At 45.7% G+C, this 12,834-nt stretch carries 9 protein-coding genes and 1 riboswitch; of the genes, 5 read left to right on the top strand and 4 right to left on the bottom strand.

The genetic code is table 11. The annotated features are described in order from the left end of the window. Positions 1-126: 126 nt before the first annotated feature. The 3 genes from QWZ17_RS19410 to QWZ17_RS19400 all read right to left on the bottom strand — a co-directional run bounded on the left by QWZ17_RS19410 (position 127) and on the right by QWZ17_RS19400 (position 2,255). Positions 127-828, bottom strand: coding sequence for a pirin family protein (locus tag QWZ17_RS19410; RefSeq protein WP_290306959.1), 702 nt, complete (start codon positions 826-828; stop codon positions 127-129). Position 829: 1 nt separating this feature from the next. Further along, positions 830-1,336 carry a hypothetical protein gene (locus tag QWZ17_RS19405; RefSeq protein WP_290306958.1) on the bottom strand — a complete coding sequence of 169 codons (507 nt, stop codon included), beginning with the start codon at positions 1,334-1,336 and terminating at the stop codon, positions 830-832. A gap of 196 nt (positions 1,337-1,532) precedes the next feature. Then, on the bottom strand, positions 1,533-2,255 hold the full coding sequence (locus QWZ17_RS19400) for a dioxygenase family protein (protein ID WP_290306957.1): 723 nt from the start codon (positions 2,253-2,255) through the stop codon (positions 1,533-1,535). 217 nt (positions 2,256-2,472) lie between these two features. Between QWZ17_RS19400 and QWZ17_RS19395 the strand changes: the two genes are divergently transcribed. The 5 genes from QWZ17_RS19395 to QWZ17_RS19375 all read left to right on the top strand — a co-directional run bounded on the left by QWZ17_RS19395 (position 2,473) and on the right by QWZ17_RS19375 (position 9,998). Further along, a complete protein-coding gene (locus QWZ17_RS19395; RefSeq protein ID WP_290306956.1) occupies positions 2,473-3,084 on the top strand; it encodes a phosphatase PAP2 family protein in 612 nt (203 codons plus the stop codon). An 80-nt stretch (positions 3,085-3,164) separates the two neighbouring features. Beyond that, a riboswitch (cobalamin riboswitch) is annotated at positions 3,165-3,369 on the top strand. A gap of 169 nt (positions 3,370-3,538) precedes the next feature. Then, positions 3,539-5,845 (top strand): 5-methyltetrahydropteroyltriglutamate--homocysteine S-methyltransferase, encoded by a 2,307-nt coding sequence (gene metE / locus QWZ17_RS19390; RefSeq protein WP_290306955.1) that lies wholly within the window; start codon positions 3,539-3,541, stop codon positions 5,843-5,845. Between the two features lie 58 nt (positions 5,846-5,903). After that, positions 5,904-6,908: a beta-ketoacyl-ACP synthase III gene (locus QWZ17_RS19385; RefSeq protein ID WP_290306954.1), complete on the top strand. Its 1,005-nt coding sequence runs from the start codon at positions 5,904-5,906 to the stop codon at positions 6,906-6,908. 139 nt (positions 6,909-7,047) lie between these two features. Further along, the gene (locus tag QWZ17_RS19380) at positions 7,048-7,431 is read left to right on the top strand and encodes an acyl-CoA thioesterase (protein WP_290306953.1); all 384 of its coding nucleotides are present in this window, start codon (positions 7,048-7,050) and stop codon (positions 7,429-7,431) included. A 98-nt stretch (positions 7,432-7,529) separates the two neighbouring features. Then, positions 7,530-9,998, top strand: a complete 2,469-nt coding sequence (locus QWZ17_RS19375) for a glycoside hydrolase family 95 protein (protein ID WP_290306952.1) — start codon at positions 7,530-7,532, stop codon at positions 9,996-9,998. Here the strand turns inward: QWZ17_RS19375 and galA are convergent. Then, the gene (gene galA / locus QWZ17_RS19370) at positions 9,995-12,820 is read right to left on the bottom strand and encodes a beta-galactosidase GalA (protein WP_290306951.1); all 2,826 of its coding nucleotides are present in this window, start codon (positions 12,818-12,820) and stop codon (positions 9,995-9,997) included. The two genes, QWZ17_RS19375 and galA, sit on opposite strands and share 4 nt — an antisense overlap. Positions 12,821-12,834: the final 14 nt, after the last annotated feature.

The following is a 12,834-nucleotide window of genomic DNA, read 5'->3' as shown; positions in this document are numbered from 1 at the left end:
CCTCAAAATCAGGGTTGGAATTAATTGGTTCGTTCATCAAACAAAAGTCCAACTTTTTCGCAACTTGTGTACACACAGTAGCTCCCAAGGGAGGGAATTAAAAATAAATCTCAAAAATTACTTTTATCACCCCGCCATCTCAATTACCAGCATCACCGCGTTATTACTCAGCGCTTCCATATCTGCTTCCTGCAAATCCCATAGCGCAAGGCCATCACGTTCATGTAATAACCTGCCTTGTAATTCAAAGGCACCGGCAATTACAAAGGCATAAAATAATGAGTCGCTGTTTTTAAGTTGATAAAGCGTATCTGCCCGACCTGCAAACTGGCCCATGTGTATGCTGAAGGGCAAATTGCTATAACCCGGTATCACGGCAATCAAATCATCCTTTCTGCCGGTAAAATCAAAACTAAAAGTTTGCTCAAAAAACGGGAATGCATCGGGTTTGGCTTTTACCTGTATATACAAAAAGTTTATCCAATCGGTAGGGTAGGTGTTGGTGAGTTCAAATGTTTCGCCGGCCTGGGCGTAATGGATAAAAACTTCGCCGACATCGGTAACTGTGGTTTTATGCCGTGCATCGGTAGTTAATAGCGCCCCGGTTATAGGAATGATAACCAGGTAGCAACTATTCTGGATAGTTACATTAATGGATTTTCCCGCCGCGAGAATTTCGTCATTAAAAACTTCCAGCGGACCAAAAGGCTTACGGCTCTCATTCACGTAATGCCCGTAATTAAAGCTGCTAAAGCGCCGCGAAGTTTCATTTTCAACAATTCCCCGCTGATCGGCAAGGAATATTTGACCCGGTGAAAGCTTTTCCATTTTATCGTATGTTTTTTATAGTGTGAATGTTTACGTAAGGCTGTAGCTGAAACAGGTTGCTCAGTAATTCATCATCAGTATTTGACGCTGGCTTTTGATCTGATACTAACAGGAAATTTTCTACCGTATCATGCCAAACCAAAGGCTCGGAGTAAAAGTTAATTGCCACCTGGTGTTTGGTTTTATCAAGGATATCCGAATTGATGATTTCAAACTGAAAGCGGTGGAACTTTAAAAAACGTTTGCCAACATTGTTTAATAAATCGGGTACAATGTTATTTAACTGCTGTACGTAACCGCTTACAGCCGGCGTAACCATGCCCACTATAGCCTGCGCGTTGTTTACATGCCTAAGCAAATCGGCATAATTGGTAAAAGTGGTACCGGTAGTATAGTTTTGCGCCTGCATTTTAAACTCCATGTACGATGCCTCAAACACCAGTTTGTCCCAGAGTTTGGTGGCATTTGCGTCGATGATCTTTCGGTAACACAGGGTGATAGCGCGCATATTTATTCTTGATATATTAAACTTTTTTCAATTCCCTCCCGTGGGAGGGGCGTTGCGGAAATGAGCCCAAAGGCAGGGAGGGGTTTCAAAAAGCGACGAAGCTTAAATATCTTAACTACCTGATTTAACCCCTACCTCCCCTTTCCCAAGGAAGGAATCGCACAATCCCATGCTTTTTTCTCTGTCAGCCCTCAGATTACGCCGGCACACTCATGCTTATGGCCAACACGAAGCCCGCAGTGGTACTGCCTGTTATGGTAGCCAGTTCAAGTGCATAGCCATCGCTAAATACGCCATCGGTAGCGTTGTAAGTATAGCCGCTCATCCCTTTGGTGTAACCCGCAACCGCTGCCAGCGCGGTGCCCGTCCCTTCTGGAAAAGCTATTTGCGTAACTTTTAAAGATGTACCTGCCGAATTATAAACATGCACGTGTATATGCGTAGCCCTGCCGGTATACCAACCCGGAAAAATAGAAGTATAGGTAACCAGCCCATTAGCGTTGGTAGTTTGCCTGCCACGTAAAAAATGAACTGTGGTATAATTGGTTGCCTGGCTGCCACTGCCGCCATATTCAGAATAATTGCCTTCGGCATCGCAATGCCATATATCAACTAAAGCACCCGATAGGGCGTTGCAGCTATTATTACTATTGTTAACGGTAATATTAACGGTTAGCTTGTAGCCGGTGCGGCCATCGGTAATGTCGCTGCGCACGTATGATGCTGGGGTATGTGTTGGGTACGGACCTTCAGTTTCCGTTTCAATAACACTACAGCCGCTTGTTGTGCCTGTGCTTGTTGAAGTACTGGTGCTTGTAGTAGTTGTAGGGCTTGTGGTGTCTTTTTTGCAGGCATCTACCAAAACCGATGTTGATACAGCGCCAACCATGAGGCTTTTTAAAAAGTTTTTACGTTCCATGATCTTTGTCTCCTTTTAGTTTATATTGAGTGATGTGGGTTAATGATTCAAAAGTATCCGACTCCCGTAGCAGAAAAGAATATGTGTCGTTAAGTGGTAGGTTTGTGTCGACGAACATACATTTGGCCGAAAAACGGAAGCTTAACATCAAACCAAACAATTCGGCACAAAAAATATTTATATTGGGCATAGCAATCTGTTTACCTTGAGTGCATCTATGAAACAACTTTTCCGTGCAAAATTTCTGCTGATAATCATTCCTTTACAGGTATTCCTGAGCTTGCAGGTTAATACAGCAAGCGCCCAGTTGCGTACCCCAAGGTTTGATGATGACATCATGATTGATCTGCAGGATCACCGCACACCCCAGCAAACCGGCTTTTTCCTGTTTGTAAGTAATCATTTGATGTATGGCAATGTTGGTGTGCCCGTGGGTTTATTAGCCGGTGGTATCATCACCAATGATAAAGCCATGCGTCAAAACGCGCTTTACGTAGCAGGTAGTACGGCGATATCAGCCGGTCTTACAGAAATTATCAAACACCTGGTAAAGCGCCCCCGGCCATTTTTGCAAAACGTTCATATTACGCCCATTTACCGCCCGGGTAATTACTCATTCCCATCAGGGCATAGTTCATCATCATTTGCTACAGCCACAGCGCTGTCAATAGCTTATCCTAAATGGTATGTGATACTACCTGCCTATCTCTGGGCTGGTTCTACAGCTTACTCACGTATGTACCTTGGGGTTCATTACCCAACAGATGTAGCCGCCGGGGCAGGGTTGGGGGCGGCCAGTGCTTTGCCGTTGTTGTTTTTGAAAAAATAGAGTAATCAAACCCTCATCTGCACATTTGTAATCTGAAATCTGCACATTTTTCCCCATCTTTACCGCCAATAAAGTTCTTTACTTTTTTTCTGCAGAGTGGTTCCCGGTGTTTAAAGCACAGGGATTAATAAGGAACCGTGTGTAAATCACGGGCTGTCGCGCAACTGTAAGTAACACAAAAAAGTTGTTGCCTTTAACAATATGTCCATTGTTCGCCCCCGCGCGGATGAGAAGGACGGCAACAATGTTACAAGCCAGGATACTTGCCTCTATGTATAAAGACAATGCTTTCGCGTTATGAAGCAGTAGTCAAAGAAAAAAGAATAGTTGTACGGGCATTCGCGTGCCTGTATGTTATGCTTTTGCCTTTTATTACCATTTTTCTCCGAAAGCATACCGAAAACCGTAAGGATCATTAAGTCAAATTAATGTTTAACCAAAAAAGTTTTAGCGTATGCTCAAAAACAACCTCGGGTATCCTCGTGTAGGCGCCCACCGTGAACTTAAAAAGGCCAGTGAACAGTACTGGGCCGGTAAAATTACCAGGGACGAGCTATTTGCCGCCGCCCGCCAAATCCGTTTGCAAAACTGGCAAACCCAGGCCGATGCCGGTATCGACCTTATCCCATGTAACGATTTTAGCTTTTATGACCAGGTGCTGGATGCCTCGTTAATGCTGGGTAACATCCCCGCCCGTTACGCACCGGTATTAACTCAAAACAAGGCTAATACAGAAATTGACCTTTACTTTGCCATGGCCCGCGGCTATCAAAAAGATGGTTTGGATGTTACCGCCATGGAAATGACCAAGTGGTTTGATACCAACTACCACTACATTGTGCCCGAGTTTGTGAAAGACCAGCAATTTAAACTTTTTAGCGAAAAGGTATTTGACGAATTTATCCTGGCCAAACAATCCATCGGCACAACGCCAAAACCGGTATTAATTGGCCCGATAACTTACCTGCTGCTTGGTAAAGAAAAGGAAGCCGGTTTTGATAAAATCGACCTCATCAAAAAACTGGTACCTGTTTACATTGAGGTACTAAAAAGGCTTAAAGGCTACGGTGCCGAGTGGGTACAAATTGATGAACCTTTCCTGGCGCTTGACCTTACCGGTAAAGAGAAAGCCGCTTTCGCCTATGCCTATACCGAAATAAGTAAAAACTGCCCGGGTATCAAAGTGCTGCTTACAAGCTATTTTGAAAGCCTGCACGAAAATACCGAGCTGGCTGTAACCCTGCCTGTAAGCGCCATTCATGTAGATTTAGTGCGAGCGCCAGATCAGCTTTATAAAGTACTCACCATTTTACCCGCCAGTATCAGCCTTTCGTTAGGCGTAGTTGATGGCCGTAACATATGGAAAAATGATTACGTGCGCTCATTAAGTCATATCAAAAAGGCCATTGCAGTGTTGGGTACGGATAGGGTAATGATAGCGCCAAGCTGCTCATTGCTGCACACACCTTTTGACCTCGACCTGGAAACCGCTATTAACCCCGAGATTAAAAACTGGATGGCCTTTGCTAAACAAAAGCTAAACGAAATAAATGAGCTTGCCCAGATCATTGATGGCAATAATGAGTTGCTGCAAAATAATTTGCGGGCGTTAACCAGCCGCGGCCTGTCAAAGCTTATTCACAAGCAGCAAATAAAACAACGTGTTTTAGCTATTACCGATGAGGACGCGCAACGCGAAAGCGCTTTCATCACCAGGCAAAAAATACAGCAAAAGCATTTTAACTTACCGCTGTACCCTACAACTACCATAGGATCTTTCCCACAAACTGATGATATCCGCTCGTTGCGGGCAAGGCTTAAAAAAGGCGAACTAACCGAAGCTGAGTATGATGCCGAAATTGAAAAAGCAACCATTGAAGCCATTCGCTGGCAGGAAGAAATTGGCCTGGACGTATTGGTGCATGGCGAATTTGAACGTAACGACATGGTGGAGTACTTTGGCGAACGTTTAGATGGTTTTCTGTTTACTAAAAACGGTTGGGTACAAAGCTATGGCAGCCGCTGCGTTAAGCCGCCGGTTATTTATGGCGATGTTAGTCGCCCTGCTGATATGACGGTTAGGTGGACCAGCTTTGCCCAGCAAAACACGCAAAAGCTCATGAAAGGTATGCTTACCGGTCCGGTAACCATATTACAATGGTCGTTTGTGCGGGATGATCAACCACGCTCCGAAACCACCAACCAGATAGCCTTAGCCATTCGCGATGAAGTGGTAGCGTTAGAGGCCGCGGGTATTAAGGTGATACAGATTGACGAACCCGCTATACGTGAAGGCTTGCCTTTGCGCAAAAAGGACTGGCAAACTTACCTGGATTGGGCAGTACGGGCCTTCCGGATTTCGGCCAGTGGTGTACGCGATGAAACGCAGATTCATACCCACATGTGCTACAGCGAGTTTAATGATATTATTGGCAATATTGCCGATATGGATGCCGATGTGATCACCATTGAAACCTCGCGCTCGCAAATGGAACTATTGGCGGCCTTCTCCGATTTTAAATATCCAAATGAAATTGGGCCTGGTGTTTATGATATCCACTCGCCACGTGTACCTACCGTTGATGAGATGGTGAGCCTGTTGGAAAAGGCATCATTACTGCTGCCGGCCGGCAATTTATGGGTTAACCCCGACTGTGGTTTAAAGACCCGTAAATGGCCCGAAACCCGTATTGCTTTGGTCAATATGGTGGAGGCAGCCAAACAACTTCGTCAGTTAGTTGTAGAAACAACAGTATCCTGACAGTTAAAAAACAGGCAATTTCCGTATACTTGCCTGTTTTTTCAGAATTTTGGCACATATGAGATTAAAAAGTAACGCGGTTATAACGGGGGTTGGAGGTTTTGTTCCTGGTAATATATTGAATAATAGCGATTTAGAGAAGTTGGTTGATACCAACAGCGACTGGATTGTTTCAAGAACAGGAATTAAAGAAAGGCGGATTTTAACAGACCCGCTGCTGGCCACCTCAGATATGGCTGTTGCTGCTGTAAGAAATTTACTGGATACAACCGGGGTTGCTGCATCAGAAATTGACTGTTTAATTATTGCTACTTCAACGCCAGATCATCTGCTTTTATCAACCGCCAGCATTGTTTGCGATAAGTTGGGTTTAAGCGGCGCCTGGGCTACTGATGTTAACGCCGCCTGCAGTGGTTTTTTATATGCTTATACACTTGGTGCCAGTTTGGTTGAAAGTAACCGCTACAAAAAAGTGATTGTAGTGGGTGCCGATCAAAACAGCGCTATCATTAATTATAAAGACCGAAATACCTGCATCCTTTTTGGCGATGGAGCCGGCGCGGTGCTGTTGGAGCCTACAACTGAAGAGGTTGGCCTGGTTGACAGCGTTTTTAAAACAGACGGTCATGGTCGCGAATATCTTTTGGTGCCTGGTGGTGGTTCAAAAATCCCTGCTACGGTTGATTCGGTTACCGCCAATCAGCACTTTATAAGGCAGGAGGGAAGGGTTGTATTTAAAGCCGCTATTAAAGGGATGACAGAAACCTGTACTGAAGTTTTAAAACGCAACGATATGACGATTGATGATGTTAACTGGCTGATACCACACCAGGCTAACTACCGCATCATTCACGCTGTTGGCGAAAACTTAGGCTTGCCGGAAGATCGCGTTAAAGTAAATATTGAAAGATACGGCAATACTACTGCTGCAACCATACCCCTTTGTCTTTGGGACTTTAAAGACGACTTTAAACACAACGATAACGTAATCTTCACCGCCTTTGGTGCCGGTTTTTCATGGGGTGCAACCCTGCTGAAATGGGGCACATTGAGGAAGGCGTAAGTAATATCTTATTAATCAAAAAATAGTGACGGGCCTGTCATCCTGAGCCTGTCGAAGGACGCGCGGAGAGGCCTTTGCCCGCTATGCTTCGACAGGCTCGGCATGACAGGCCTTTTTAATCATCCCCTACACAAAGTCCATGACTACCGACGAAAGAAAACAAGCTGCCGAAACACGCATATTTAAAACCGTGTTTCCTAATAATACCAACCATTACGATACGCTGTTTGGCGGCTCGGCTATGGCAATGATGGATGAGGTAGCCTTTATAACCGCAACCCGTTTTACCCGCAAAAGAATGGTAACCGTATCATCAGACAGGATTGATTTTAAACGCCCCATCCCGGCAGGTACTATCATTGAACTGGTAGGCACCATATCGCACGTTGGCAACACAAGTTTAAAAGTATTGGTAGAGATTTTTATTGAAGAAATGTACTCTTTTGTGCGTGAAAAGGCCATTACAGGTACTTTTACTTTTGTAGCTATAGATGAGCATAAGCACCCGGTGAGTGTGGTTTAAAGCGAATATTATTTGCTAATAAAGCATCATAGATTGCAAATTTTAAGCCAATTAAGTTTTATACTTTAGTTGCGTATAAATCTGCACATCCCGGCTTTATGATTAAAAAATTAGCAACCTTATTGATTTGCCTGGCACCGCTAAGCGGTTTTTGCCAGCAAAATTTAAAACTTTGGTATAAACAGCCTGCGAAGGTTTGGACAGAGGCTTTACCCGTAGGCAACGGTCGCCTTGGTGCCATGATATTTGGCCGGGTGGGGCAGGAGCTCATTCAGCTTAACGAGGCTACTTTATGGACTGGTGGCCCGGTGCGCACCAACGTTAACCCGCAAGCCTACGCCAACTTGCTGCTGGCAAGGGAGGCGCTCCTTAAAAATGAGGATTATGCCCAGGCAAATGAGTATGCAAAAAAAATGCAGGGCTATTATTCAGAATCATACCTGCCGTTGGGTGATCTTACCCTTACACAAAAGCTGAAAGATACTGTGCCAACGGCCTACTACCGTGATTTGGACATTAAAAACGCGATTGCTACCACCCGTTACACAATCGATGGCGTAGAATACACCCGGCAAATTATCAGTTCGGCACCAGACCAGGTGATCGCTATTCATTTAACGGCAAGCAAGGCCGGGAAACTCAACTTTGCTATTGGTGTCAAAAATCAATTGAGGTATCAAAATGTAGTGATATCCAATAACCAGGTGGCGATGACAGGCAAAGCGCCATCACATATCCAGCCCAATTATATCGATTCGAAAGATCCGATTCAATGGGCAGATAGCGCGGGTTGCCGTGGCATGCGTTACGAGTTGCAGGTAAAAGCGGTAAATAAAGATGGCGTAGTAAGTGCCGATACCAGCGGCATCACCGTAAAAAACGCTACCGATGTAACCATCTTTTTATCGGCAGCAACCAGCTTTAATGGCTTTGATAAATGCCCCGACTCGGAAGGTAAAGACGAGCATAAATTGGCTACAGAATATTTAAATAAAGCGGTAAAATGCAGCTGGTCTACTTTGTTGGCCCATCACTATGCCGACTATCATCAATATTTTAACCGTGTTTCATTTGGCCTGGCCGAGCCAGCTGATAACAGGAACGCTTTATTGCCTACCGACGAACGTTTATTCAATTACTCGGAAGGCGCTAAAGATCCGGATTTTGAAACTTTGTATTTTCAGTTTAGCAGGTATTTGCTTATCTCATGTTCGCGCCCGGGTGGCCCACCGGCCAATTTGCAGGGGATTTGGAATAAGGAGATCCGCCCGCCATGGAGTTCAAACTATACCACCAATATCAACGTGCAGATGAATTACTGGCCGGCAGAAGTAGCTAATCTTTCTGAAATGCAATTGCCGCTGATTGATTTTATCAAACACGCTGCTGTTACCGGCGAAGTTACCGCTACTCAATTTTACCATACCCGCGGCTGGGCCGTACACCATAACAGCGATATATGGGCACTATCAAACCCGGTAGGCGACATCGGTCACGGCGACCCGATGTGGGCCAACTGGACAATGGGATCGCCATGGCTATCACAGCATTTGTGGTGGCATTATCAGTTTACAAAAGATAAAACCTACTTACAGGAAACAGCCTACCCGTTAATGAAGGGTGCGGCGCACTTCTGTATGGACTTTTTGGTGCCATACAAAGGCTACCTGGTAACCGCGCCATCCCTATCGCCCGAGAATAGTTTTATTGATGATAAAGGCAAACAGGGTGTGGTTTCTGTAGCTACCACCATGGATATGGCGATTATATGGGATTTGTTTACCAATGTAATTGATGCATCAGAGCAATTAGGCACCGATAAAGCCTTCCGCGATTCTGTCATTGCTTACCGCAAGCAGCTGTATCCGCTACACATCGGCAAAAAAGGAAACCTGCAGGAGTGGTATAAGGATTGGGAAGATACTGATCCGCACCATCGCCATGTATCGCACCTGTTTACCGTATTTCCGGGTCATGAAATTTCGCCAATAGAAACCCCTGAATTAGCAGCTGCTGCAAAGAAAACCCTGGAATTAAGGGGAGATGCAGGTACCGGCTGGAGCCTGGCCTGGAAAATCAATTTTTGGGCAAGATTGCTTGATGGTAACCACGCCTATAAAATGATCCATTACTTGTTAAAGCTTACCGGATCATCACATACCAATTACTCCAACGGCGGCGGCTCATACGCCAACCTGTTTGACGCGCACCCGCCATTTCAGATTGATGGCAACTTTGGCGCGCTATCGGGTATGTCTGAAATGTTGCTGCAAAGCCAATCTGGCGAGATCAGCCTGCTGCCGGCCATCCCCGATGCCTGGGCCGAAGGTAAAATCTCGGGCCTGAAGGCAAGGGGCAATTTTGAAATAGCCATGAACTGGAAAAATAAACAAATCACCACCGCGTCTATTTTATCAGTAACAGGCGGTCTGTGTAAATTACGCACCGTTGCACCGGTGAAAATAACAGGATTGCAGGCGCGGTCGGTTAAAACGGCAAATGGTTACGTCACCAGTTTCAATACTCAAAAAGGAGTGTTGTATAAAATAACCGGTTCAAAAATTTAATCAACGGTAACCAGGCCGCCTAAACCGGCCTGGTTACCGTTTGTTGTTTCAATTAATACACTCAATTCGCGTTTACCTTCGCCCGCAGGCATGTTAATGCTGATATCGCCGGTATCACTGCTGGTTTTAGTAGTTAATAGCTTTTTATCCAGCCATACTTCTGCTTTGCCGCTAACTCCTTTTAAAACTATTTTTACACCGCCGCTACGTCGCCCTGCATATGGGGTGAAGGTTGTACGGAATATGGCGAAGTTGTTACCGTTACCAAAATTTTGCAGCTGACCAGGTTTTACGGGTTGCCAGCTATTCATATCATTTTCGGCGATGGTTTTGTTAGGGTCGGGTTTGGTGCTGCTGCCCGGCGATAGCAGCCATTTATCCAATACCATATAGGAGCGTAATACTGCTACGCCCGGAATGGCCTCTGTTTTTTGGATGTTGATGGTTATAGTTGCAGGCTTTAATCCCGGTGAGGTAGCGGTTAAGGTTAACTTGCCTTCGCCGACTGCTTTGCTTTGTAAAATAACCTGTGCAAGCCCGTTAAATAAACTTCTTTTATTTCCTTTTTCAGGCTCGTGCGAGTTTGGATCGCCATTGCCTAATCCTATAATTTCGCCGGTACCTTTTAATTCGAATTCAATAGGAAGGTTAGCGGTTTGCACTGGTCGGCCTTTGGCATCCAATACATCAACGGTTACGGGGGCGGCATCCAGCCCATCACCATTTAAACTGGTGCGGTATGGCGTTAGGCGTACACTTACCGGCTGGCCGGTAGTTTCAACCTTAAAACGCGAAACTTCTTTGCCACCCACGTACCCAATAGCTTCAAGTGTGCCAGGTTCATAAGGAACCTGCCAGGTATTCATTTCGTATTTGTCGACAGTTTGCTCGCCAATTACTTTGCCGTTTAATATCAGTTTTACCTTTTCGGCGTTGCTCATGGCCATTACCTTAATGGGCTTGCCTTCGCTGCCGGCCCAGTTCCAGTGTGGTACAAGCTGCAATACGGGTTTATCTTTTACCCATTGAGCCTGGTGAATATAAAACGCCGTTTTAGGGAAGCCGCAAAGGTCCATAATGCCAAAATTTGAGCCTGCGGTTGGCCAGTCATAAGGAGTAGGTTCGCCGTGGTAATCAAAGCCTGTCCATACAAAGCAGCCGGCCAGGAATGGCCGTTCGGCAATGGCTTTCCAGGCTTCGCGGTGGGTAGCTCCCCAATCGGGCTTTTGGGTATCGTAGGCATCAAGGGTATGTTTATCTTTATCTGTAACATAATTGCCACGTACCATAATTGCAGATGCATCTTCCGAGCTGGTTAGCAACATGGTAGGATGCTCCTTGTGAAAACGGTCATAATTTTCTATCTGGTAATTAAAACCAACTACATCAACAGCCTGCGATACGTTAACAGGTTCAAACAAACCGCCATTGGCAGCGGCGGTAACAGGGCGGGTAGTATCCAGTTTTTTAACTTCGCTGCTCATGCGGCGCACCATTTCATAACCAATTTCGGTACCCTGCATGGGCTCCTCGTTAAATACCGACCAAAGCATAATGCTTGGGTGGTTCCTGTCGCGGCGTACCATCCAGGTTAGCTGGCGGATATACTCTGGTGATGAGTTGAAATTGCGGTTCTCGTCCATTACCAAAATGCCATTCCGGTCGCAGGCATCCAAAAACTCGGCCGATGGTGGGTTGTGCGCGCAGCGGTAAGCATTGGCACCCATTTCTTTAAGCTTTTTTATACGGAAATCCCAAAGCGCGTTGGGCACTGCCACGCCTACACCGGCATGATCCTGGTGATTACAAACGCCATATAATTTTACATGCTTATCATTCAGGTAAAATCCAGAGTCGGCAGTAAAACGGATGGTACGGAAACCGCATGAGGTAACTGACGTATCTGTTATTTTGCCGTTTTGGCTTACCTCGGTTTTTACTTTATAAAGGGTAGGGGTATCCAGCGTCCATAATACAGGGTTATTTACCGGTATGGATAAGCGGGCTACCGCTTGCTGAAGCGGCAATACGCTTGCGGCAGCTGTCGCGCTGCCAATTTTATTGCCTTTGTTATCAATTAGGGTTGAGGTTACGGTGGCATCGGCAATTAATTTGCCCGTGTTGGCTAATGTGGCCTCAACCGGTATTTCCCAATTACCTGCCGCTTTTTTCACCGGTTGGGCAAATACACCATCGGTAATAATGTGTACCGGCGAACGCTTTACCAGCCAGGTATGGCGGTAAATACCAGCGCCTTCATACCACCAGCCTTCCTGGTCAACGGCATCTACACGGATAGCAACGGTATTTAATTCGTCGCCATATTTGGCCATGGCGGTCATATCTATATAAAAAGAGGTATAGCCCGACCAGTTGCGGTGCACTGCGATACCATTTAGCCAAACGGTACAATGGGTAGCTATACCATCAAACTGTAATTCCAGGTTTTTGCCACGGTCTTTAGCGTCTATTTTAAAGCTGCGGCGGTACCAGCCAATGCCCCTGTTGCGGTAACCCTGGGATAGATTGGCATTTTGATCAAAGCCACCTTCAATAGCCCAATCATGCGGCAGGTTGAGTAAACGCCAGTCGGTATCATCGAAATCCGGTGCGGCCGCGCCGCCTGCTTTTCCTGCTTTGGCGTTATTATAGCTGGCACCATGCCCACGTACTACAGGGAAGGGGATATCGCCCAAATGAAAGCGCCAGCCATTATCAAGCGATAGTTTTTCGCGGGCGCTGTAGGCGTTGTCATTTTGTTGGGCAGAAGCAGATAAACTAAAAAAAGCAAGAACAGTAAGGAAATAGATAATTGGTTTCACCGGGATAATAATTT

It is taken from the genome of Mucilaginibacter flavus, from assembly GCF_030409315.1.
GTDB lineage: Bacteria > Bacteroidota > Bacteroidia > Sphingobacteriales > Sphingobacteriaceae > Mucilaginibacter > Mucilaginibacter flavus.
This window is presented reverse-complemented; position numbering and strand designations above follow the sequence as displayed.